The following is a 22,074-nucleotide window of genomic DNA, read 5'->3' as shown; positions in this document are numbered from 1 at the left end:
CACGACCCGGCCGGACGCTCCCGCGCTCGTCGGGGCCGCCCGCGGACCGGGCGCCGCCGACGCGGCCCTACGCCTCGGCGGGCAGGTGGCCGAGGCGGTGGCGGGTGGTCGAGACCGCCTGCTCGCGCAGCATCCCGAGCAGCTCGCGACGCCCGGTCGCCAGCACGGGTGCCACGGACACGTGGTACCGGACGTCGGCGAGCAGGTCCCCGAGCTCGGCCCGCTCCGAGCCCAGCACGCGCACGCGCCCGCGCCCGCCGGCCAGTCGCGCGGCGAGGTCCTGCGCCGTCTCGACGGCGGAGACGTGCTCGGTGAGCCGGCGCAGCGCCCGTCGGGCGGGCTCGCCCTCGGTGGCCCAGCCCTTGAGCCGGGCGGACAGGTCCGGGTGCAGCGAGACCCGCACGAGCGTCCCCGTCAGCTCGCCGGCCAGCAGGAGGCGCACGAGGTCGACCGTCCGCGCGTCCGGCCCGGCCCGCACCTGGAGCACGGGCAGCGGACGGTAGCGCAGGACGTTGGACTCGGCCGCCAGCCCGGTCGGGTCGTGAGCGAGGCCGAGGTCGTTCGCCCAGGCGTGCGCGTCCGAGCCGACGGCGGCGCGCAGCCACCGGCGCTCGGGCTGGACGGGGACGATGCCGGTGAGGTCGGCGAGCGCCGCGCGCACGCGGGGCTCGGGCTCAGCCAGGCGCGAGGGCAGGCCGTCCTCGACCCAGCTGCCGAGCTGGGTGACGTAGTTGGGTCCGCCGGCCTTCGCGCCCGGGCCCACGTTGGAGTCCTTCCAGCCGCCGAAGGGCTGCCGGCGCACGATCGCGCCCGTGCTGTGCCGGTTGACGTAGAGGTTCCCGGCATCGATCCCCTCCGCCCACCGCTCGATCTCCTCGCCGTCGAGGGAGTGCAGTCCGGAGGTGAGGCCGAAGTCGGTGGCGTTGACGACCTCGATCGCCTCGTCGAGCGTCTCGGTGCGCACGAGCGCGAGGACGGGGCCGAAGAACTCGGTGAGGTGCGCGCGGGAGCCCGGCTGGACGCCGTCGAGGACGCCGGGTGACCAGAGCCGCCCCTCGCCGTCGAGGCGCCGTGGTCGCACGAGCCAGGTCTGGCCCTCGTCGAGCTCGGTGAGCGCGTGCAGGAGGCGTCCGGCGGCGGGCTCTGTGAGGGGCCCGGTCGTCACGCCCAGGTCGTCCGGAGTGCCGACCCGCAGCGACCCCACGGCATCGACGAGCTGGCGCCGGAACCGTTCGCTGGTCCCGGCCTGTCCGACGAGCACCGCGACGGAGGCTGCCGAGCACTTCTGGCCGGTGTGGCCGAACGCCGAGCGCACGAGGTCGGCGACGGCGAGGTCGTAGTCGGCGGAGGCCGTGACCACCATGGCGTTCTTCCCAGAGGTCTCCGCGAGCACGCCGTGCCCGCCCGCGCGGTCGGTCCGCCAGCCGGCGAACAGCCGCGCGGTGTCGGTGCCGCCGGTGAGGATCACCCGGTCGACGTCCTCGTGGGTGACGAGCCGCCGGCCCACCTCGTTCTCCCGCGCCCGCAGCACCTGCAGGACGTCGGGGTCCAGGCCGGCGTCGGCGAGCGCGGTGCGCAGCGTCTCGACGACGATCTCGGCGAGGACCGGGGTCTGGGGCGCGGGCTTGACGATGACGGCCGACCCCGCGGCGAGCGCGGCGGTCATTCCTCCGGTGGGGATGGCCACGGGGAAGTTCCACGGCGGCGTGACGACGACGAGCCGGTCGGGCACGAACCGGGCGCCGTCGGTGTCGAGGTGGTCGGCGAACAGCCCGAGGTCCTCGGCACGGTCGGCGTAGTAGCGGACGAAGTCGACCGCCTCGGAGATCTCCGGGTCGGACTCGTCGATCACCTTGCCCGCCTCGGCGGCCGCCTGCCCGACGAGCTCCCCACGCCTGGCCTCCAGCGCGTCGGCCGCGCCGCGCAGCACGGCGGCCCGCTCCCCCGGCTCGAGCGCCGCCCACGAGGCGCGCGCGTCGAGGCCGCGGGCGACGGCGTCGTCGATCGCCCCGGTGGTCGACGGGACCGGGGAGGTGGGCTCGCGCCGGGGGGCGGCGACGTGCTCGGCCGCCCACACCCGCGAGGCGGCGAGCGCCGGGTCGGTGTCGACGGCCTGGACGAACCGCTGCGCGGAGCGGACGGGGGTACCGGTGCGGCGCGGTGGCGGTGCGGGCGCGGCCGCCGCCAGGGCGGCGGCCCGGTAGTCGTCCTCCTGGCCGTCGAGCGCGCCGGGGTCGCCGGTGGCGAACGCGTGGACGAAGTTCTCCGGGGCGGCGGACTCCTCGAGGCGGCGCACGAGGTAGGCGATGGCGGAGTCCATGTCCTTCGGCGCGACGACCGGCGTGTACAGGACGATCCGTCCGGCGTCCGCGGCGACGGCGCGGGCCTGCGCCGGCGCCATGCCCTGGAGCATCTCGACGTCGATCATCCCGGTGACGCCCCGCTCCCCGGCGAGCAGGTGGGCGTGGGCGACGTGGAAGAGGTTGTGCGAGGCCACGCCGATCCGCACGGCACCGACGTTCTCCGGGCGCAGGGCGCGCTCGAGCAGGCGCAGGTAGGCGGCGTCGGTCTCGGCCTTGGTGGTGAACGGCGCCTGGGGCCAGCCGCGCACCTCGGCCTGGACGCGCTCCATCGACAGGTTCGCGCCCTTGACCAGGCGGATGCCGACCGGCGCGCCCCCGGCGTCGCGGCGGCCGCGGGCAAAGGCGAGGAGCCGGTCGAGCGCGGGCGAGGAGTCGGGCAGGTAGGACTGCAGGACGATCCCGGCGGACAGGCCGGTGAACTCCTCCTCGGCGAGGATCGCGGTGAACGCCTCCACGGTGACGTCGAGGTCCCGGTACTCCTCCATGTCGAGGTTGACGAACACGTGCGGGTCCCGGGCCAGCGCGGCGCGGTAGACGGGGCGCAGCCGCTCGCCGACGCGCTGGACCGTGCCCTCGGTGTCCCAGGTGGAGATCTGCGGGACGAGCGTGGAGACCTTGACCGAGACGTGCTCGACGTCCGGGCGCGAGACGAGCTCGAGGGTGCGCCGCGCGCGGTCCGACGCCTCCTCCTCGCCGAGGACCGCCTCACCGAGCAGGTTGAGGTTGAGGCGCTCCCCGTCGCCCGCCGCGCGAGCCAGGCGCTCGGTCAGCGCCTGGTCGGTGTCGTCGACGACGAGATGGCCGACCATCTGGCGCAGGCGCCGCCGGGCGAGCGGGACGACGACGCCGGGCGCGAGCCGGCCGACGAGGGCCCCGGCACGCAGGAGCGTCCGGTCCAACCCCGACAGGAAGGCGGCGTCCGCCCCGGAGCCGATGCGGGCGAGCTCGCGCGCGGCCACGGTGACGTCCTCGGGCCGGGCGACCCGGTCGACGAAGCGCACCGCGAGGTCGAGCCCTCCCGGGTCGGCGAGCAGGTCGGCCAGGCGACGTGTGGCGGCCCGCTCCTCGGGACGCTCCCCCTCGGCGCTCGCCTCGGCCCAGGTGCGGGCGAGCTCGACCGCGTCGTCGACCGGGGCTGCCTCTGTCATTGTCCGAGCATCCACCGGTGGGGGAAGGCGAGCTCTGCTGCGGCGGCGGGACCCCACGAGCCGGGCGCGTAGGGCTGCGGATCGGGGCGCTCGTCGCCCTGCAGCGGGGCGAAGGCCTCGAACGCGGCGCGCAGGCCGTCCGCGGTGGTGAACAGGGAGCGGTCGCCGGTGAGCACGTCGTGGATCAGCGACGCGTAGGGGCTCAGCGCCTCGCTCAGCGGGACGTCGTTGAGGTCGAGACGGGCGCGGCCGGAGGAGAAGGTGAACTCCGGTCCGGGCTTCTTCACCGCGATGTTGAGCGAGACCGCGCCGGCGCCGGCGAAGTTGACCTCGATCGTGTTGGGCTCGAGGTCCTCGTCGAACAGCGGGCCGTCCGGGCGGCGCAGCACGAGGGTCATGCGTTGGGCCTTGAGGGCCATCCGCTTGCCGGTGCGCAGGAGGAACGGGACCCCTCGCCACCGGTCGGTGTCCACCCAGACGCGGGCCGCGACGAACGTGTCCTGCGTGGAGTCGTCGGGCACCCCCTCGAGGTCGCGGTAGCCCTCGAACTGCCCGAGGACGACCTCCGCCGGGTCGAGCCGCAGCGCGCGCAGGGCCCGCTCCCGCTCGGCGAGGATCTGCTCCGGGTTGCGGATGTCGAACGGCGGGTCCATCGCGACCTGGCCGAGGACCTGGAACAGGTGGGTGACGAGCATGTCGAGCGCGGCGCCGGTCTGCTCGTAGAAGTCCGTGCGGTCCGCGACGTCGAGGTCCTCCGGGACGTCGATCTGCACCTGCGAGACCGAGTGCCGGGACCACTCCGACCCGAACAGGTGGTTGGCGAATCGCAGGACGTAGATCGTCTGGACGCCCTCCTTGCCGAGGAAGTGGTCGATCCGGAAGATCTGCTCCTCCGCCAGGACCTCCTTGACGTCCCGGTCGAGCTGCTCGAAGCTCTTCAGGTCGGTCCCGTAGGGCTTCTCGAAGACCACCCTGGTGGACTCGGTGACGAGGTCGTGGACCTTCAGGCCCTCCGTGACCGAACGGAACCCGCTGGGCGGGACCGCGAGGAAGTGGATGACGAGAGGCTCCTGGCCCGCCGTGGACCACATGTCGCGGTAGAGGCGGTCGAGCATCTCCGGCAGCTCGGACTCGTCCCGCGGGCCGAAGCGGCCCGAGGCGTAGTACATGTGCGTGAGGATCTCTTCGGCGTCCTCCGGCAGTCCGCCGCTGCTCTCCGCGAGGCTCTCCCGCACCCGGCCCCGGAACTCGTCGTCGGTCAGCGGTTCGCGCGCCGAGGCGACCATCGCCCAGCTCTCCGGCATGAGTCCACGCGTGCGGATCTCGGCGATCGCGGGAATCACCATGCGGTGGGCCAGGTCCCCGGACGCGCCGTACAGCACGATGATGACGGCCTTGGGGGTGGAGATGTCTGCGGCACTGGCGCGGCTTACGTTCACGTCACCAACCTAGAGCACGCGTACGTGCCGCGCGCCGAGCCCCGGCCGCGCACGGCGGGCCCACGAAGCACAGCGCGCCGAGCCCCGGCCGCGCACGGCGGGCCCACGCGTGCCACGATCGTCGTCATGACCGATCCCCTCCCCGCCACGGCACAGCCCGACGACGACCCGGACCTCACGGTCACGCGCACCGGGGTGCGCACGGCGACCGGCACGAACGCCCGGGGCGCGAGCGTGCGGATCGGCGGCGACGGCGCGCCCGGGGCCTTCACGCCCGGCGAGCTGCTGCAGATCGCCCTCGCGGCGTGCGAGGCGCTGTCCGCCGACCACCGGATCGCCCACGCTCTCGGCGACGACGCGGAGGTCGTCACGCGCGTCCGCCGCGAGAAGGACTCGGCGGAGAACCGGTACACCGACCTGCACGTCGACCTCGCGCTCGGGGTGGGCGGGCTCGAGGAAGGTGCGCGCGACCGGCTCCTCGAGCGGATCGACAAGGCGATCGAGCGGCAGTGCACCGTCGGTCGCACGCTGCGCGCCGGCGCCCGCACGACCCTGACGGTGACCGACAGCGCAGCAGGGGCCCCGGCGCCGTGAGCGCGGACGTCGAGAACGCCGACGACGAGATCCCCGACGACGTGAGCGCGGACGTCGAGAACGCCGACGACGAGATCCCCGACGACGTGAGCGCGGACGTCGAGAACGCCGACGACGTGAGCGCGGACGTCGAGACCCCGGACGACGACGTCGTCACGCCGGGACGCTTCCGGCGCATGGTCGACGCCGCGATCCGGGTCGAGGGGCGCCGCGCCCGGACCAAGGTGCGCAAGACGCGCGAGCGCATGTGGCGGCCGAGTCCCGAGCGGCTGCTGCGTCATCTCGAGCGCGACTACGTCCGGTCGGTCTCGCGCCTGGGCGGTGCGGTCGGCGCGACGGCCGCGTTCCCCGTCCTCGGCACGGCCGTCGCCGTGGGAATGACGAGCGCCCAGATGGCCGCGTTCGTCGACGCCTCGGCGCGCTACGTGCTCGCCGTCGCCGAGGTGCACGGTGTCCACGTCGACGACCTGGAGAAGCGCCGCTCCCTGCTGCTCTCCGCCCTGCTCGGCGAGGAGGGGGCCCGGGTCGTGTCCGGTGAGCTCGGGCTCAGCGGGCTCGGCTGGGCGCGCACGGCACTCGGCCAGCTCTCGTCCGGCAGCGTGCGGTCCCTCAACCGCGCGCTCACGGCGCAGCTCGCCCGGGCCGGCGCGAATCGTGGCCTCCGGCTCGCCCTCGGCCGCCTCGCCCCGTTCGGCGTCGGCATGGTGCTGGGCTACCGGGGCGCCCGCGCGCTCGGGCGCGACGTCGTCGAAGGCACCCGCACCGCGTTCGGACCGCCGCCGGAGCTGTTCGCCGATCAGGAGTAACGCCGGCCGACAGCACCCCCACCGGGCCCGGCCGAGCCGCGCCGAGCCGCGCCGCCTGCTCCGCCTACTCCTCGCCGAGAGCGCGGTCTGCCACTGAGGGCCCGATCGACGCACCGAGTGGACGGCCGCCGGACCTCCACTCGGTAGGTCAACCGCGCGCTCGGCCGCACGCCGCGCCCTCAGCAGGTCGACCGCGCGCTCGGCGACCAACCGCGCCCTGGGAAACACACCGCGTCCTCGACGACGATCCGCGCCCTGGGAAACACACCGCGTCCTCGACGACGATCCGCGCCCTCGACGAACGGTGCCACAGCCAGGCCGTCAGCCTTGAGCGAACATGGCTCAACTTTACTGACCTGGACCGCTCAGGGCGGCAACAATGGAGTCATGACGCCGGGCGACCCACCCGGCCCCGACCAAGGAGGGACACCACTCATGGCCACCTACCGCACCGCAGACCCGTTCCGCGAGCTCGAGCGCATGCTCAACCCGATGCGCCAGTCGCCCAGCTCGCCCGGGATGCCGCTGGACCTGTACCGCACGGGCGACTCCTACGTCGCCACGATCGACCTGCCCGGCGTGGACCCGGCATCGATCGACGTCGACGTCGAGGACCGCACCCTCACCGTCCGCGCCGAGCGCACCGCGGGTGCCCCCGAGGACGCCGAGTGGCTGACCCACGAGCGCCCGTCGGGCACGTTCGCCCGCCAGCTCACGCTCGGCTACGGCGTGGCCCTCGACCGCATCGAGGCCACCTACACCGACGGCGTGCTCTCGCTGACGATCCCCGTCGCCGAGGAGAACCGGGCCCGCAAGATCACCGTCACGCACGGCGCCGGTGCCACCCCGATCGACGCCACGTCGTCCGAGGCGGCCGCCGCCCGGGCCTGACGCCCACTCACGGGCCTGACCCACGCCCGGGCCTGACGCCCACACCTGGGCCCGACCCGGACCCCGGGGACGGCCCGGCTCCACGACGACGGCCGGATGCACACGCCTCCGGCCGTCGTCGTGCGTGGACCTCCCCGCGAGGCCCGGCCAGGGCACGCGCCCCGGCAGGCACGACGCGGTCGCGCACGCCACCGTGGGCCGGCGTCGTCGGGCGCCTACGATGCACTGGTGACCACCACAGCCCCCTCGACCGTCAGCACCGCCTACGAGGACCTGCTCCGCCTGGTCATGGAGACCGGCACGCGCAAGTCGGACCGCACGGGCACGGGGACGCGCTCGATCTTCGGACACCAGCTGCGCTTCGACCTGTCCCGAGGGTTCCCGCTCATCACGACCAAGAAGGTGCACCTGAGGTCGATCGTCGGCGAGCTGCTCTGGTTCCTCGCGGGCGACTCCAACGTGCGGTGGCTGCAGGACAACGGCATCCGCATCTGGAACGAGTGGGCCGGCGAGGACGGCGACCTCGGTCCCGTCTACGGCGTGCAGTGGCGCTCCTGGCCCACACCCGACGGCAGCCACGTCGACCAGATCTCCGCCGTGCTCGAGCAGCTACGCACGAACCCCGACTCGCGCCGGATGGTGGTCTCGGCCTGGAACGTGGCCGAGCTCGACAAGATGGCGCTGATGCCGTGCCACGTGATGTTCCAGTTCTACGTGGCCGACGGGAAGCTGTCCTGCCAGCTCTACCAGCGCAGCGCCGACCTCTTCCTCGGCGTCCCGTTCAACATCGCCTCCTACGCGCTGCTCACCCACATGGTCGCCGCGCAGGTCGGCCTCGAGGTCGGCGACTTCATCTGGACCGGCGGCGACTGCCACGTCTACGACAACCACGTCGAGCAGGTCACCGAGCAGCTGACGCGGGAGCCCCACCCCTTCCCCACCCTGCGGCTCGCCCCGCGCGGGTCGATCTTCGAGCACGAGATCGGCGACGTCACGGTCGAGGGCTACGAGCACCACCCGGCCATCAAGGCGCCGGTCGCCGTCTGAGCATGTCTCTCGGCGAGCACGCCGCGACAGGCGACGGGCGGTCCGCCCCGGGGCTCGGCGCGATCTGGGCCCAGTCCCTCGACGGCGTCATCGGCGACGGCACCTCGATGCCCTGGCACGTGCCCGAGGATCTCGCCCACTTCCGCGCCACCACGCGCGGGCACGCGGTCGTCATGGGCCGGCGCACGTGGGACTCACTCCCGGAGCGGTTCCGCCCGCTGCCGGGCCGGCTCAACGTCGTCCTCACCTCGGGCGACCCGGCGCGCTTCCCCGGCGCGACGACGACGTCGGACCTCGCCGAGGCGCTCCGCCTCGCCGGGGAGGACGGCTGGGTCATGGGCGGGGGCCAGGTGTACGCCGCCGCGCTGCCGCACGTGAGCCGCCTGGTCGTCACGGAGATCGACGTGCGGCTCGGCGACGACCCGACGCTCGTGCGAGCGCCGACCCTGGACCCCGGTGAGTGGACCGAGGTGCGCCGTGAGCCGGCCGAGGGCTGGCACGTGTCGTCGTCGGGCGCGCGATACCGGTCCCGCACCTTGGTCCGCGGGGGTTCCCACGACGGTAGTGGCGACCCGCGCTGACTCACGCGGGCCCGCTCACCGCTCGGCGCTGCTCCGCCACGGCGACGACCGGACCGGGGTCGTCACGGACCAGGGTCGTGCCGGACCAGGGTCGTGTCGGACCGGGGACATCCTCGAGACGCCTCCCGCAGCGGGAGCTCGACGACGCCCCACCGCGCCGAATCAGCGTCGTCAGGCTTACGGTGCACGGGTCACACCGACCAGTGATCGGAGCGAACGATGATTCTCGGCCGACTGTCTCGACTCCTTCGCCGTACGACGCGCCGCGGGCCCGGTGTCGGCCCGGCGGCGCCGAGGGCAGGAGGACCACGCACCGGAGGTCGCGGCATCGGCGGGATCGTGTCCCGCCTGCTCCGCCGGCGGCGCCTGTAGTCAAGAGCCACGGCGTGCGGCTCTCGCCGCGAGTGGAACCCTGACCGCGCGAGCGGAGCCCTCTGGCGGTATCCGCTCGCCGGGTCACGCCTCCACACGCACTGCCCCGATCACTCGGCACCGAGCTCGTCGAGCAGGTCGACCGCGGCACGCATGTAGGAGCTGATCCATCGGTCGTGGATGCGCCGGATGGGCATCGGCGCGAGGGCGAGGTGACGTTCCCGGCCGACCCTGCGTCCCGTGACGAGCCCCGCCCTCTCGAGCACCCGTAGATGCTGCAGCACCGTGGTGCGGTCGAGGAAGGACACGGCCGCGCACAGCTCGCCGGTGGTGCGGGGGGCCTCCTTGAGGGCGTCCAGCATGCGACGTCGGGCGGGCGAGGCGAGCGCCTTGAACACCAGGTCGTCGGCCGCGTCCCCCGCGTCGTGACCGGTGCCCTCACCGACGTCGCCACCGACGTCGTCGCGGATGTCGGGCAACCCCTTGTCACGCCGAGCCAACATGTTGTAAAACTATCACATGTCAATCGAGAACCCGCCCGAGCTCCTGGCGTTCACCGTCTCCGGACGTGTCGCACGACCGTGCGCCGAGGTCTACGAGGCCATCGCCGACCCCGACCAGCTCTCTCGATACTTCACCACCGGCGGCGCACGCGGCCGGCTCGACGCCGGAGCCGACGTCACGTGGGACTTCGCCGACTTTCCCGGGCGGTTCCCCGTGACCGTCCTCGAGAGCGAGGCACCTCACCGCATCGTCATCCGCTGGGGCGCCGACGAGGGCACCACCACCTCCGGAGCCACGCGGACGACCTTCGCGCTCGAGCCGATCGACGGCGGCTCCCGCACGCTCGTCACCATCACCGAGGAGTCCTGGCTGCCCACGGAGGGTGGCGCCCGCGCCGCCTTCGACAACTGCGAGGGCTGGACGAGCATGCTCAACGCGCTCAAGGCGTGGGTGGAGCACGGCATCAACCTGCGCGAGGGCTTCTACGTGTGAGCCGGCCGGCGGCTCGTCAGCCGCGGCCGCCGCTCGCCACTCACCACTCGCTGGGGACGCCGACGCCGAAGCTGCGTGCCCGGGCATAGCGTCCCGCCCCTGCCGCAGGTGGGGTGCCCCCGACCGGCAGGCACCTGATGCACGACGAAGGCCCGGACCGTGTGGTCCGGGCCTTCGTGGCGCCGTGCGCGTGGTAGCGGGGACAGGATTCGAACCTGCGACCTCCGGGTTATGAGCCCGGCGAGCTACCGAACTGCTCCACCCCGCGGCGACTCCTCAACATTACGACACGGGGAACAGGGACTCAACCGATGACGACGTGGGTCCGCTCACCTTGCGACCCGCCTCACGGCCGCACCCGGGCACGTTCACGGCCCCCGCCTCGGGCGCGAACGCCGTCGGCGGGGGCCGGTGATCGTCAGGCGACCAAGTGCCGACCGGCCGGGACGCGACGGAGCCCCGACCTCGCGGCCGGGGCTCCGTCGTCGTGCGGGCTACTCGCTCGGGGTCTCGACCCCGGGGGACGGCGCCTCGGACGCGGACTCGCCGATCGGGTCCTCACCCGTCGCCGCGGCGATCTCGGCCTCGGCCGCGAGCGCGTCCTCCACGGCCGCACTGAGCCGCTCCTGCGCCTCGCCGTAGGCCGTCCAGTCGCCGGCCGCCATCGCCTCGTTGGACTCGGCGAGCGCCGCCTGCATCTCGGCCAGGGCGTCGGCGAGCCGCTGCTGCGCACCGGCCGGGACGTCGACCGAGCCGGTCGGCTCCTCAGGCTCGGCGCCCTCGGACGGGGACTCCACGCCGGCGCCCTCGCTCGTGGCCGCGCCGGACTCGCCCTCGAAGATCTGGTCGAGGGCCTCGTCCAGGGTCGGGGCGAACCCGATCTCGTCGCCGAACGCCACGGCCACGCGCTGGAGCGTCGGGTACGCGGTACCGCCGGATGCCTGGAGGTACACGGGCTGGACGTAGAGCAGACCGCCACCCACGGGGAGCGTGAGCAGGTTGCCGAGGAGGACGTCGGAGCCACCCTGCCTCAGGAGGTTGAGCTCGGTGGAGACCTCCGGGCTCGAGTTGAAGTTGTTCTGGACCTGCCCGGGTCCCGGGACGGTCGAGTTGCGCGGAAGCTCGATGAGCCGGATGTCCCCGTAGCCGTCCCTCACCTCCCCCGGGGTGTTGCCCGTCTCCGAGTCGACGGCGACGAACCCGGTGAGCACGTTCCTCGGGTTCTCACCGCCGGGGATGTACGCGGTCGACAACGAGAACGTCGCCTCGTCCTGGCCGGGCATCTGCAGGGTCAGGTAGAACGGCGGCTGCTGCACGCCGTTGCCGGACGCCGTCGGGTCGGTCGGGATGTTCCAGAAGTCCGCACCGGAGTAGAAGGTGGCCGGGTCGGTCACGTGGTACTGCGACAGGAGCGTGCGCTGCACCTTGAACAGGTCCTCCGGGTAGCGCATGTGCGCCATGAGGTCGCCGCTCATCTCGCTGACCGGCTGGATGTTGCTCTCCGGGAACACGGACTGCCAGGCCTGAAGGATCGGGTCCGGGTTCTCGTCCTCGCCCTGCTCCCACTCGTAGAGGGTGACCGAGCCGTCGTAGGCGTCGACCACGGCCTTGACCGAGTTGCGGATGTAGTTGACCTGCTCCGGCACGTAGGCCGTGCCGGCCACACCGGCCTGCCCCTCGGACAGGGAGTCCTCGGTGGCCTCCTCGAGGGACTCGCGGGCCGAGTAGGGGTAGTCGTTCGACGTCGTGTAGCCGTCGATGATCCACACGAGCCGCGACGGCGTCTCGGGGTCGTCGTCGTCGTCCACGACCGCGGGGTAGGCCCGCGAGTCGAGCGTGAGGTACGGGGCTGCCCGGGCGACGCGCTCGTGCGGGTCGCGGTGGAAGAGGATCTGCGACTCCGACGTCACGCGGTCGGAGAACATCAGTTGGATGTCGCCGAAGCGCATGGCGAACATCGCGCGCTCGAGGAAGTTGCCGATCGACGGTCCGCCGTCGCCGGTGAACGTCGAGTTGACCTGCCCGTTGGGCGCGGAGTCCGACGGGTAGTCCAGCTCCCACGGGTCGGTCCCCTCGGGGGCGCCCACGACCGAGTAGAAGTCGGTGTCCTGTCCGAAGTAGACGCGCGGCTCGTAGTCGCCGAGCTCTCCCTGGGACGGGATGCCCTCCTGGAAGAACAGCGGACGGCCGTCCCGGTCGAGCGAGTTGCCCTGGGCGGCGACGACGCCGAAGCCGTGCGTGTACACGGTGTGCTGGTTGACCCAGGTGCGCTGCTCGTCGCTGAGGCCGTCGTGGTTGACCTCGCGCACGGAGATGACGGTGTCCTGCATCTCGCCGTCGAGCTCGTAGCGGTCGACGCTCAGCTGCTCCGGGAAGCCGTAGTACTGGCGGATCTGCTGGAGCTGGTCGAACGTCGGCGACACGAGGTTGGGGTCGAGGAGGCGGATCTGCGTGGTCGCCGCGCTGTCCTCGCCGAGCTGGCCGCGCTCGACGTCGGTCGTCGGCTCGTACGGCTCGCTGTCGACGCCGTCGAGCCCGTACGCCGCCCGGGTGGCCTCGATGTTGCGCTGGATGTACGGCGACTCGGCCTCGATGGCGTTCGGCTCGACCTCGAACCGCTGGACGACGGCCGGGTAGGCGGTCCCGACGACGATGGCCGCGACCACCATCATCGCCACCCCCGCGGCGGGCAGGCGCCAGGTGCTGCGCACCGCGGCGACGACGAACATCACGGCGACGAGCACCGCGATGGCGGCGAGCACCGCGCGCCCGGGTAGCGCGGCGTTGACGTCGGCGTACGAGGCACCCGAGAAGCGCTGGTTGTCACCGACGAGCAGGGAGTAGCGGTCCAGCCAGTAGGAGAGGCCCAGCAGCAGGGCGAACAGCGCCGCGAGCACGCCGAGCTGGACGCGCGCGCCACGGGAGACCCGGCTGTCCTTGCGCGCCAGCGAGAGCCCGCCGTAGAGGTAGTGCGCGACCACGGTGGCGATGAGGCCCAGCACGACGATGGTCATGACCACCGACAGCAGGGCGCGCAGCGCCGGCAGGGTGAAGACGAAGAAGCCCAGGTCCAGGCCGAACTGCGGGTCGGTGGTCCCGAACGTCTGTCCGTTGAGCCACAGCAGCAGCTCGCGCCAGGACGACTGCAGGCGCAGGCCCATGAAGATGCCGGGGACCAGCGCGGCGGCGACGAACAGCAGCCTCCGTCGCGGCTCGATCATGCCGCGGTAGCGGTCGAGGTTCCGCTCCTCCGGAGTCGTCGGGGCGTAGACCTTCCGCGAGCGGTAGGCGATCTCCAGGCACGTGAGCACCACGCCCGCGGAGACGACGAGGCCGATGACGAACAGGACGGCGCGCGAGCCCCATTCCCGGTAGACCACCCCCTCGTAGCCGATCTGGTGGTACCAGGACAGCTCCGTCCAGACCTGGGCGAAGGCGAACACGAGCGCCGCGAGCACGCCGATGACGATGATCGTCATCGCGAGGGTGCCGACGGTGCGCTCGTTGGAGCCCGAGCCCGGTCGAGGGCCCTGCGCGCGGCCGGGTCGGGACATGGGTGGAATGGTCACGCGGAAGGCACCTCACGGATGTGCGGTCGCGCGGTCCGGCATCGGGCCCCACGACTGTCGATGGTCCACTCCAGGGTAAGCGCTGCACGCCCGGCCCGGTTCGCCCCTCGGGAGGCCTCGGCCACGTTGTTCGCGCAGGGCGCAGCCTCGGCACCCCGCCGGTGCACGCGTGGGTGAGGATGGGCCCATGACGGACGCCCCGAACCCGCCCGAACCCGGTCCCACCACGCCCGGCGGTGCCGTGCCCGCAGCCGGCACCGACACCCCGTCGACCGACGGTGCCGCGCCGTCCCCACGGACCTCTGCCGTGCGAGCCGCGGTGCTCGACCTCGAGCGGCACGCCGCCCGGGCCGGCTGGGACGGTCCGGTGATCGTCGCGGCGCTCGTGCGCACCGGCGAGGCCCTTGCCGCGGACCCGTCGCTCGAGACGACCCTCGGGGTCGAGGCCGTGCTGGCGGGCCGGACGGATCCCGACCACCTGTTCGCCGTCGAGCAGGAGGGCCTGCCCGAGTCGGACACCCTCGACGAGCTCCTCGGTCAGCTGGCGTGGCCGGACGAGGTCGCCGGCGCCGCGATCGTCGTCGAGCGGATCGTGGTCCCGCCGGAGGCGGAGGCCGGGCTGCCGTCGGACCCCGAGGAGTCGCTCCGGGCTCTCCGGGAGCACCCGTCGCGCGAGGACGTGCGCATGGCCGTCGGCGTGCTGCGCTCCGGCGAGTCGTGGTGCGCGCTGCGCACCCGCGCCCACGACGACGACACGATGGTCGCCGGCTCGCCCGACGCCGTGCCCGGCCTCGTCCACGCGCTCGCCGCGACCCTGAGCTGAGCCCGCGCGCGGGGCCGGCGGCCCCGGGGCGGGACGCCTCAGGAGGGGCCGGCGGAGTCGGTGCGCGGCAGCGTCAGTCGGCCGCGACGACGTCGCAGCCCGGCAGCTGGTCACCGCGCCCGGCGGCGATCTCCTCGACCGCGGTGCGCGCCTCCTCGAGGGTGGCCACCCGGACGACAGTGAGCCCGTCCGGCACGTAGCCCACGGTCTCCGCGCAGTTCGATGCGGGGGCGAGGAACCAGTCGGCGCCGTCGTTCTCGGCACCCACCATCTTCTTGCGGACGCCGCCGATGGGCCCCACGCGGCCGGCGAGGTCCATCGTCCCGGTGCCGGCGACGACCTCGCCGCCGGTCAGCTCGCCCTCGGTGAGCATGTCGATGATCGCCAGGGCGAACATCATGCCCGCGGAGGGCCCGCCGATCCGGTCGATGTCGAAGGCGACGTCGACGGGGAGATCCACGTCGGGCAGGATACCGATGCCGAGGAGGGAGCCGTCCTGCAGGGGCGCGCCGGTGGCGTCGACCGGCGGGGCCGACGTGACGACCTCGACCTCCCGCGGCTCGCCGTCACGCTCGACGCGCAGCCGCACGGTCTGTCCCGGCTCGACCTCGGCGAGGGTCCCGACCAGCTCCTGGTAGTCCGGCACCTCCTCCATCCGGCCGCCGGGGGCGGCGATGCCAGTGATGACGTCGTCGACCTCGACGACCCCCGCGGCGCCCGAGTCCTGAGACACGACCGAGACCGTCAGCGTCATGGGGATCTCGTGCCCGAGCTCGGTGAGGGCGGCGACCGTGGAGCTCGTCTGTGAGGACAGCATCTGCGCCTGCCCGCGCTCGGCGATCGACTCGGACGTCTCCGTCTCGGAGTACACCGCCTCGCGCGGCACGACGGTCTCCGAACCCAGCACCCAGCCGCGGACCACGTCGCCCGCGGTGACCGGGTAGCCCGGGCCGCCGAGCGTGGAGACCGTGGTCAGGCGCAGCTCGCCGGAGGTGGGGTAGGTCTCCGCGCCGTCGACGGTGATGAGCGGGTGTCCCTGGAGCTCGCCGAGGGTGTCCGCGGTCGGCCCGGGGCGCTCGACGACGTACGGCACCGGCACGAGCATGATGACGAGCAGCAGCAGGACCGTGAGCGTGCCGGAGACCGCGAGCGTGAGCGTGCGTGCGGCGAGAGCGACGCGGGACTCGTCCTCGGGCACGTGCGCGGTGTAGGGGTCGTTCGGGATCGGCACCCGGCCATCATGCCTCTCACCGGCCACGACCGGTCACACGGCGGCGGGGACCTGCGGCCTTAGCCGTGGGCGAACCGATCCCGGGCCGCAGGTCCGCGCGCACTACCGTGGCACCACGACCGATGCCGAGGAGTGCCATGAGCCAGGACCCCGCCCCGCGCGAGCCCGACGACGGCGAGAGGAGCAGCTGGGAGGAGATGCTCTCCTCGATGCTGGGCCCGGAGGCCGCTGCACAGGCCGTCCAGGCGATGCGCAGCGCCGGCATGGACCCGGCGACGATGGGTCAGGCGGCCGGCCTGCCGGGTGACGCCTCCGCGCTCGCCCCGCTGATCGCGCAGGTCCAGGCCATGATGCGCCCCGACGGCAGCGGCCCCGTCAACTGGCGCCTCGCGACCGACCTCGCCCGGCGCACGGCCGTCACCGGTGGCGACCCGGCCGTCACCTCGGCCGAGGCCGACTCGGTCCGCGCGGCCCTGCGCGCTGCGGACCTGTGGCTCGACGTCGCGACCGAGCTCCCGCCGTCGGGCGGCCCGCGCGAGGCGCTGACGCGCGCGGCATGGGTGGAGCGCACCCTGCCGATGTTCCGCTCGCTGGCCGAGCCGGTCGCCGCGTCGATGTCCCGGGCCATGGCGGCGGCGATCCGCAACCAGCTCGAGGACGCGCCCGAGGAGCTCAAGGCGTTCGGCGCGCAGCTCGGCGACGAGAGCGGGCTGCTCGGTCAGATCGGGCAGGCCGTGTACGGCATGCAGCTCGGCCAGGCCGTCGGCACGCTCGCCCGGGAGGTCGTGGGCACCACGGACATCTCGATCCCGCTGCTCGAGGAGCCGGGCGCGGCGCTCGTTCCGTCCAACGTCGCCGACTTCGCCGAGGGGCTGGACGTCCCCCTCGACGAGGTCCGGCACTTCCTCGCCGTGCGCGAGCTCGCGCACGCCCGCGTGTTCACCCACTCCCCGTGGCTACGCTCCGGAGTGGTCGACGCGGTGAGCGCCTACGCCCGCGCCATCGTCATCGACACCTCGAAGATCGAGGAGGCCGTGCGATCCGTCGACCCGACCGACCCGGAGGCGCTGCAGGGCGCGATGGCCGGGGGCGTGTTCGACCAGGACGACACCCCCGAGCAGGAGGCGGCCCTGAGCCGCCTGGCCACCCTGCTCGCTCTGGTGGAGGGCTGGGTCGAGGAGGTGACGGCGCGCGCCGTCGCGCCGCACCTCCCCCACGGCGTCCAGCTGCGCGAGATGGTCCGGCGCCGGCGCGCGGCCGGCGGGCCCGCCGAGCAGACGTTCTCCACGCTCGTCGGGCTCGAGCTGCGCCCCCGCAGCCTGCGGGAGGCCGCGCGCCTGTGGGAGCTGTACGGCGCGGAGCGCGGTCAGGCCGCCCGCGACGAGCTGTGGTCCCACCCCGACGTGCTGCCCACCGCCGAGGAGCTCGCCGACCCGGAGGGCTTCGCCGCGGGACGGGACCGGGCGGCCGAGGAGTCCTCCGACCTCGACTCCTTCCTCGCCGGGATCTTCTCCGACGACGAGGCCGGACCCGGTCGGGACGACGCGCCGCACGAGGCGGACGCGGAGACCCGGATGGACGCGCCGGACGCCGGACCGGACGGTGGCCCGGCCGGCGGCGGACCGGACGACGGGGCCGGTTCCGACGGCAACGGCGACGACGGGGCCGGTTCCGACGGCGACGGCGACGGCGACGGCGACGGCGACGGCGACGGCGACGGCGACGGCGACGGCGACGAGCCTGCCCGGTCGTGACACCGGACGGAGCTGCCCGCGCCCGGTCCTGACCACTCCCGTTCGTGACCACTCCCGGTCCGCACCGCACCGGGTCGTCACGGCGCCAGGTCCACAGCCACCCACCACCTGGGGACGACGCCGACCCGACCACCCGCCGGGCTGGCAACCTGCGTCCCGGGGGTGGTCGAGATGCGACTGGTGTCCGGGATGGACGTGCTGTGGCGGGGCGCCGGGTCCTCGCAGGTGGGGACCGACCCGCGGTGCGCGGTGGTCCTCGACGGGCTCACCGGCGCCGAGCAGCGGCTGCTCGAGGCGCTCGACCGGGCGCCCACGCGGGCAGACCTGCACCGGTACGGGGCGACGGCCGGACTGACGAAGAGCCAGGTGGACCACCTCGTCGAGCTGCTCACGCGCGCCGGTGTCCTCACCCACCAGGCGTCCGAGATCATCGGGCACGGCTCGGGCCGCCGCCCGGCGGGCGACGGTGCCACGGGTGACGCCCAGTGGCGCGACCGGGCGGGTCTGGCAGGTCTGCCCGCGGCCGACACGGTGCGGGAGCGCACGGTCGTCGGCGTCACCGGGCTCGGTCGCACCGGCGCCCTGACGGCGACCGGCCTCGCCGCGGCGGGCGTCGGCACGCTCCTCGTCTCGGACCCGGCACCGGTGCTGTCCACCGACGTGCTGCCCTACCGGGCGCCGGACGTCGGTCGGACGAGGGAGTCGTGCGTGGTCGACGACCTCCGAGCGGCCGTGCCCGCGCTCCGGATCGGCGCCGCCCCCGGGACCCGTCCCGATCTCGTGGTGGTGACGACGCCCAGGGTGAGCGATCCCCCGCTGCTGCGTCGGCTCGCGCAGGAGGACGTCGCGCATCTCGTCGTCGTCGTGGGCGAGCTGGCGACCACCGTCGGACCGCTGGTCGTGCCCGGGCGGGGTCCGTGCATGCGGTGCCTCGACGTCGCCCGCGCCGCGGCCGAGCGGGCGTGGCCGGCGGTCGCCACCCAGCTGCGGGTGCTGCCCGAGCCCGCGGAGTCCTACGCGCAGGCGAGCTGGGCGGCCGCCACGGCGGTGGGCGCCGCCACGGCATACCTCGATGCGCCGGGCACGCCGCACGCGCTCACCGGGGCGTCGCTCGAGCTGGACCTCGACGGCGAGGAGATCAGGCGGGAGTGGGCGGTGCACCCGGAGTGCGGGTGCACCGCCCCCGTACCCGGGTAGGGCTCGAGGGCGGCGTGCCCGGGTCGAGCGCGGTGCGGTGCACCCGGGGTGGGAACGGGGGCAGCGCGCTCGGTTCCGGCACGGGCGCGGCGACAGGCGCCCGGCCGTGGTCGAGGTGAGGCGGGCGGCGGGAGACGTGTTCCCGCCGCCCGCCTCACGCGGCGGCGTCCTTCCGCGGGCGTCCGCGGCCGCGCTTGACGGCCACGACGACGCCGTCGACGAAGACCTCTCCGCCCCACACGCCCCACGGCTCTCCGCGCTCGACGGCGCCGGCCAGGCAGGCCTCCCGCAGAGGACAGGGCGCGCACCGGGACTTGGCGAGCTCGACGTCGGCCGTGCGCTCGGCGAACCACAGGTCGGGGTCGTCCGAGGTCAGGCAGGGCAGCTCGTCGGTGCCCGCGTCGTCGGCGGGCAGGGGCGGCGCGAGGCCGATCGTGACGGGGACGGGACGGTTCGTCGCGTCGCTTCTGGTGGACGGGGCCAGGTACGCAGTGGTCTGCGTGCTCATCGGGTGCTCCGGTCGTGCGTCGGTCTCCTGGTGGGGGACGGCGACTAGGCCGTCGGGATGTCCCGACGGCGCACGCGGAGCGTGTCAGCCCAGGTCGGGACGGAGGTGCGCCGTGGGGCGCGCGCAGGTTCGCGGGCGAGCGAGGGCGGAGTTCTCCCCCGGTGCCTCGCCGCCACGACTCCCCATGAAGGGAGCGACACCTCCCGCGAAGAGGGTGCCGACGGTGCCCGCGAGCGCGTCACGCGCGTTGGCAGCAGTCACGGCCAGATCGCAATCGATCGCGTAGCTGGTGTTCATCATCCCGAGCACCTCCTTCTCCTCAGCGGGGGACCGTCGTGGCTGGCTAGACCCGATCCCGTTCGACACGGACAGATGTGACATTAGGCGGCACGGTGGCGCGGCACAAGGGAATTAACGGAAGAGATCGTCGGACCCGTCCGAGGCGGCCCCTATCAGGCGGCCTCGTGCCGCACGCCTCACCCCTCGGTGCGGGCGAGCCACTCCTCGACGTCGACGTCCTCGCCACGGACGACCGCCAGCACCTGGCCACCGAACCGGTCGAGCTTGGTGGCGCCCACGCCCCGGATGAGACCGAGCTGGCGCAGGTCCGCCGGACGGTGCACGGCGATCTGCTGGAGGGTCGCGTCCGGCAGCACCGAGTAGGCCGGCCAGCCGCGCAGTCGGGCGGCGTCGGCCCGCCAGGCGCGCAGCCCCTCGAAGAGCTCGACCGCCTCCGGGTGCTCGGTCGCGAAGGTCTCCGCCCGGGCCCGTGCGGCGGCCCGCTTGCCGACCCGGTCACCTCCTGCGCCACGACCGGCGCGCTCCTCCTCCGGCCACATGCCGTCGAGGAACCGCGACCGCTTGCGGCTCGCGCGTCCGCCGACCTGACGCGCGCGGGCGAAGCTCAGCTCGAGGTGCTCGCGGGCACGCGTGACCCCGACATAGAGCAGGCGGCGCTCCTCGGCGATCTCCGCGTAGTCGCCCGCGTGGGAGATCGGCAGGAGCCCCTCGGACACGCCGACGAGGAACACGGCGTCCCACTCCAGCCCTTTGGCCGCGTGGAACGACGCCAGGGTCACGCCCTCCACCGTGGGCGCGTGCTGGGCCGAGGCGCGCTCGTCGAGCTCGGCGACGAAGTCGCCCAGATCGGCCCGCCTGGTCGCGGCCAGGTCGTCGGCCAGCTGGACGAGGGAGTTCAGCGCGTCCCACCTCTCGCGGGCGGCGCCGCGCTGGGCGGGCGGCTCGGGCGACCACCCGGCGCCGGAGAGCAGGTCCCGCACGGTAGGTCCGAGCTCGGCGTCGGCCATCGAGCGGACGGCGCCGCGCAGCAGCACGATCGCCTCGCGGACCTCACGCCGGGAGAAGAAGCGCTCGCCGCCCCGCAGGAGGTAACCGATGCCCTGCTCCGCGAGCGCCTGCTCGAGCGCCTCGGACTGGGCGTTGGTCCGGAACAGGACCGCCATCTCGCTGAGGGAGACCCCCTCCTTGGCGAGCTCCCCGATCCGGCGGGCGACCCCGGCAGCCTCGGCGGCGTCGTCGTCGTAGGTCTCGTACCGCACCGGCACGGAGCTGGGCCGCTGCGCGACGAGCTCGACGGCGGCCCGGTCCCGGTCACGGCCGGCGCGGGCGAGGATCTCGTTGGCCACGCGCACGACCTGGGGCGTGGAGCGGTAGTCCCGCACGAGCCGCACGACGGCGGCGCCCGGGTACCGCCTGGGGAACTCGGTGAGGAAGCGCGGGGTCGCCCCCGTGAACGAGTAGATCGTCTGGCTCACGTCCCCGACGACGCACAGCTCCTTGCTGTCGCCCAGCCAGAGGTCGAGGAGACGCTGCTGCAGCGGCGAGACGTCCTGGTACTCGTCGACGACGAACCGGTTGTACTGCCCGCGCACCTCGTCACGGACGTCGGTGCGCTCGATGAGCATCGCGACCATCGAGAGCAGGACGTCCTCGAAGTCGATGACGCCCCGCTCGGTCTTGACCGACTCGTACAGCTCGAGGAGCCGGGCGATCGTGGCGCGGTCGTGGCCGCCGACCTCGTCCCGGTCGGTCTTCGCGGCGACGCGCGGGTAGTCCTCGGGGGTCACCAGGCTGACCTTGGACCACTCGACCTCGGCGGCGAGGTCGCGCACGGTCACCCGGTCGGCACCGAGCCCGAGCCGGCCCGCGGCCTCGGCGACGAGGCTCGCCTTGTGCGGAGCGATCTGCGGGACCGCCCCGCCGACGACGCGCGGCCAGAAGTACGACAGCTGGCGCAGGGCCGCGGCATGGAACGTGCGGGCCTGGACGGCGCCGGCGCCGAGGTCCCGCAGGCGGGAGCGGAGCTCGCCGGCGGCGCGCGCGGTGAACGTGACGGCGAGCATCCGCCGCGGGTCGTACGCGCCGGTGCGCACGCCGTAGGCGATGCGGTAGGTGATGGCCCGTGTCTTGCCCGTGCCGGCGCCGGCGAGCACGGACATCGGTCCGGTCAGGTGCTCGGCGACCGCCCGCTGGTCCGGGTCGAGCGCCTCGAGGAGCTCCGCGGGCTCACCGGCGGCGGGCTCGGGCGCGGACGGGTCACGGGTCGGGTCGGCGGGTTCGGTCAGCGGGTCGGACATCGCCCCCAGTGTCTCAGGGGGCGACGACACCGACGCCCCGCCTGTGGATCACCGGACCTCCGCGGCGCTCTGCGTCCCTGGTCCGCGACCGTCCCGAGTCCGATCCCGAACCCGGTCCACGCGACACGCTGACGCGCTGCTGAGGCATCGGCGTACGG

General features: G+C 73.9%; 17 protein-coding genes and 1 tRNA gene. 9 read left to right on the top strand and 9 right to left on the bottom strand.

Annotation, left to right across the window (positions count from 1 at the left end):
• Nucleotides 1-67 precede the first annotated feature (67 nt).
• A complete protein-coding gene (locus tag ACZLKG_RS04305; protein WP_425710059.1) occupies nucleotides 68-3,511 on the bottom strand; it encodes a proline dehydrogenase family protein in 3,444 nt (1,147 codons plus the stop codon).
• Nucleotides 3,508-4,950 carry a glucose-6-phosphate dehydrogenase gene (locus ACZLKG_RS04300; protein WP_425710058.1) on the bottom strand — a complete coding sequence of 481 codons (1,443 nt, stop codon included), beginning with the start codon at nucleotides 4,948-4,950 and terminating at the stop codon, nucleotides 3,508-3,510. The genes ACZLKG_RS04305 and ACZLKG_RS04300 overlap by 4 nt, the downstream gene beginning before the upstream one ends.
• Before the next feature lie 126 nt (nucleotides 4,951-5,076).
• Between ACZLKG_RS04300 and ACZLKG_RS04295 the strand changes: the two genes are divergently transcribed.
• The 5 genes from ACZLKG_RS04295 to ACZLKG_RS04275 all read left to right on the top strand — a co-directional run bounded on the left by ACZLKG_RS04295 (nucleotide 5,077) and on the right by ACZLKG_RS04275 (nucleotide 8,869).
• The gene (locus tag ACZLKG_RS04295) at nucleotides 5,077-5,544 is read left to right on the top strand and encodes an OsmC family protein (protein ID WP_425710057.1); all 468 of its coding nucleotides are present in this window, start codon (nucleotides 5,077-5,079) and stop codon (nucleotides 5,542-5,544) included.
• Nucleotides 5,541-6,350, top strand: a complete 810-nt coding sequence (locus ACZLKG_RS04290) for a hypothetical protein (protein WP_425710056.1) — start codon at nucleotides 5,541-5,543, stop codon at nucleotides 6,348-6,350. The genes ACZLKG_RS04295 and ACZLKG_RS04290 overlap by 4 nt, the downstream gene beginning before the upstream one ends.
• A gap of 435 nt (nucleotides 6,351-6,785) precedes the next feature.
• Nucleotides 6,786-7,241, top strand: coding sequence for an Hsp20/alpha crystallin family protein (locus ACZLKG_RS04285; protein WP_425710055.1), 456 nt, complete (start codon nucleotides 6,786-6,788; stop codon nucleotides 7,239-7,241).
• Between the two features lie 288 nt (nucleotides 7,242-7,529).
• Entirely contained in the window at nucleotides 7,530-8,288 is a 759-nt protein-coding gene (locus ACZLKG_RS04280) for a thymidylate synthase (protein ID WP_425710078.1), read from the top strand.
• A gap of 2 nt (nucleotides 8,289-8,290) precedes the next feature.
• Nucleotides 8,291-8,869, top strand: coding sequence for a dihydrofolate reductase (locus ACZLKG_RS04275; RefSeq protein WP_463648050.1), 579 nt, complete (start codon nucleotides 8,291-8,293; stop codon nucleotides 8,867-8,869).
• Between the two features lie 482 nt (nucleotides 8,870-9,351).
• On the opposite strand, the gene ACZLKG_RS04270 is transcribed toward ACZLKG_RS04275, so the two are convergent.
• Nucleotides 9,352-9,744, bottom strand: coding sequence for an ArsR/SmtB family transcription factor (locus ACZLKG_RS04270; RefSeq protein WP_463648049.1), 393 nt, complete (start codon nucleotides 9,742-9,744; stop codon nucleotides 9,352-9,354).
• Between the two features lie 16 nt (nucleotides 9,745-9,760).
• On the opposite strand from ACZLKG_RS04270, the gene ACZLKG_RS04265 reads away from it, so the two are divergent.
• Entirely contained in the window at nucleotides 9,761-10,237 is a 477-nt protein-coding gene (locus tag ACZLKG_RS04265) for an SRPBCC domain-containing protein (protein ID WP_463648048.1), read from the top strand.
• A gap of 191 nt (nucleotides 10,238-10,428) precedes the next feature.
• Here ACZLKG_RS04265 and ACZLKG_RS04260 read toward each other — a convergent pair.
• Nucleotides 10,429-10,505 (bottom strand) — tRNA-Met (locus ACZLKG_RS04260).
• 226 nt (nucleotides 10,506-10,731) lie between these two features.
• Nucleotides 10,732-13,791 carry a UPF0182 family membrane protein gene (locus tag ACZLKG_RS04255; RefSeq protein WP_425707914.1) on the bottom strand — a complete coding sequence of 1,020 codons (3,060 nt, stop codon included), beginning with the start codon at nucleotides 13,789-13,791 and terminating at the stop codon, nucleotides 10,732-10,734.
• Nucleotides 13,792-13,993: 202 nt separating this feature from the next.
• Between ACZLKG_RS04255 and ACZLKG_RS04250 the strand changes: the two genes are divergently transcribed.
• Nucleotides 13,994-14,629, top strand: coding sequence for a PPA1309 family protein (locus ACZLKG_RS04250; RefSeq protein ID WP_425707913.1), 636 nt, complete (start codon nucleotides 13,994-13,996; stop codon nucleotides 14,627-14,629).
• Between the two features lie 73 nt (nucleotides 14,630-14,702).
• On the opposite strand, the gene ACZLKG_RS04245 is transcribed toward ACZLKG_RS04250, so the two are convergent.
• A complete protein-coding gene (locus ACZLKG_RS04245; protein WP_463648047.1) occupies nucleotides 14,703-15,860 on the bottom strand; it encodes a YlbL family protein in 1,158 nt (385 codons plus the stop codon).
• A gap of 137 nt (nucleotides 15,861-15,997) precedes the next feature.
• Here ACZLKG_RS04245 and ACZLKG_RS04240 point away from each other — a divergent pair, with 137 nt between their 5' ends.
• Together ACZLKG_RS04240 and ACZLKG_RS04235 are read left to right on the top strand one after the other, a co-directional pair.
• On the top strand, nucleotides 15,998-17,614 hold the full coding sequence (locus tag ACZLKG_RS04240; RefSeq protein WP_463648046.1) for a zinc-dependent metalloprotease: 1,617 nt from the start codon (nucleotides 15,998-16,000) through the stop codon (nucleotides 17,612-17,614).
• A 171-nt stretch (nucleotides 17,615-17,785) separates the two neighbouring features.
• Nucleotides 17,786-18,811, top strand: coding sequence for a hypothetical protein (locus tag ACZLKG_RS04235; RefSeq protein ID WP_425707910.1), 1,026 nt, complete (start codon nucleotides 17,786-17,788; stop codon nucleotides 18,809-18,811).
• 154 nt (nucleotides 18,812-18,965) lie between these two features.
• On the opposite strand, the gene ACZLKG_RS04230 is transcribed toward ACZLKG_RS04235, so the two are convergent.
• The 3 genes from ACZLKG_RS04230 to ACZLKG_RS04220 form a co-directional block, all read right to left on the bottom strand.
• Nucleotides 18,966-19,319: a WhiB family transcriptional regulator gene (locus ACZLKG_RS04230; RefSeq protein WP_425707909.1), complete on the bottom strand. Its 354-nt coding sequence runs from the start codon at nucleotides 19,317-19,319 to the stop codon at nucleotides 18,966-18,968.
• Nucleotides 19,320-19,403: 84 nt separating this feature from the next.
• Complete coding sequence (locus tag ACZLKG_RS04225) at nucleotides 19,404-19,619, bottom strand: hypothetical protein (protein ID WP_463648045.1); 216 nt, start codon at nucleotides 19,617-19,619, stop codon at nucleotides 19,404-19,406.
• Nucleotides 19,620-19,795: 176 nt separating this feature from the next.
• Complete coding sequence (locus ACZLKG_RS04220; RefSeq protein WP_463648044.1) at nucleotides 19,796-21,916, bottom strand: ATP-dependent DNA helicase UvrD2; 2,121 nt, start codon at nucleotides 21,914-21,916, stop codon at nucleotides 19,796-19,798.
• Between the last annotated feature and the right edge of the window lie 158 nt (nucleotides 21,917-22,074).

Source organism: Georgenia sp. Z2081, from assembly GCF_055326445.1.
The sequence above is the reverse complement of the archived record's forward strand: the minus strand, read 5'-3'. Positions and strand labels throughout refer to the sequence as shown.

Bases quoted from the DNA above. Each gene is read 5' to 3' on its own strand.
- ACZLKG_RS04225 (WP_463648045.1), bottom strand. From the start codon at position 19,619: ATGATGAACACCAGCTACGCGATCGATTGCGATCTGGCCGTGACTGCT.
- ACZLKG_RS04255 (WP_425707914.1), bottom strand. From the start codon at position 13,791: ATGTCCCGACCCGGCCGCGCGCAGGGCCCTCGACCGGGCTCGGGCTCC.
- ACZLKG_RS04240 (WP_463648046.1), top strand. From the start codon at position 15,998: ATGAGCCAGGACCCCGCCCCGCGCGAGCCCGACGACGGCGAGAGGAGC.
- ACZLKG_RS04270 (WP_463648049.1), bottom strand. From the start codon at position 9,744: ATGTTGGCTCGGCGTGACAAGGGGTTGCCCGACATCCGCGACGACGTC.
- ACZLKG_RS04220 (WP_463648044.1), bottom strand. From the start codon at position 21,916: ATGTCCGACCCGCTGACCGAACCCGCCGACCCGACCCGTGACCCGTCC.
- ACZLKG_RS04285 (WP_425710055.1), top strand. From the start codon at position 6,786: ATGGCCACCTACCGCACCGCAGACCCGTTCCGCGAGCTCGAGCGCATG.
- ACZLKG_RS04230 (WP_425707909.1), bottom strand. From the start codon at position 19,319: ATGAGCACGCAGACCACTGCGTACCTGGCCCCGTCCACCAGAAGCGAC.
- ACZLKG_RS04265 (WP_463648048.1), top strand. From the start codon at position 9,761: ATGTCAATCGAGAACCCGCCCGAGCTCCTGGCGTTCACCGTCTCCGGA.
- ACZLKG_RS04275 (WP_463648050.1), top strand. From the start codon at position 8,291: ATGTCTCTCGGCGAGCACGCCGCGACAGGCGACGGGCGGTCCGCCCCG.
- ACZLKG_RS04280 (WP_425710078.1), top strand. From the start codon at position 7,530: ATGGAGACCGGCACGCGCAAGTCGGACCGCACGGGCACGGGGACGCGC.
- ACZLKG_RS04305 (WP_425710059.1), bottom strand. From the start codon at position 3,511: ATGACAGAGGCAGCCCCGGTCGACGACGCGGTCGAGCTCGCCCGCACC.
- ACZLKG_RS04235 (WP_425707910.1), top strand. From the start codon at position 17,786: ATGCGACTGGTGTCCGGGATGGACGTGCTGTGGCGGGGCGCCGGGTCC.
- ACZLKG_RS04295 (WP_425710057.1), top strand. From the start codon at position 5,077: ATGACCGATCCCCTCCCCGCCACGGCACAGCCCGACGACGACCCGGAC.
- ACZLKG_RS04250 (WP_425707913.1), top strand. From the start codon at position 13,994: ATGACGGACGCCCCGAACCCGCCCGAACCCGGTCCCACCACGCCCGGC.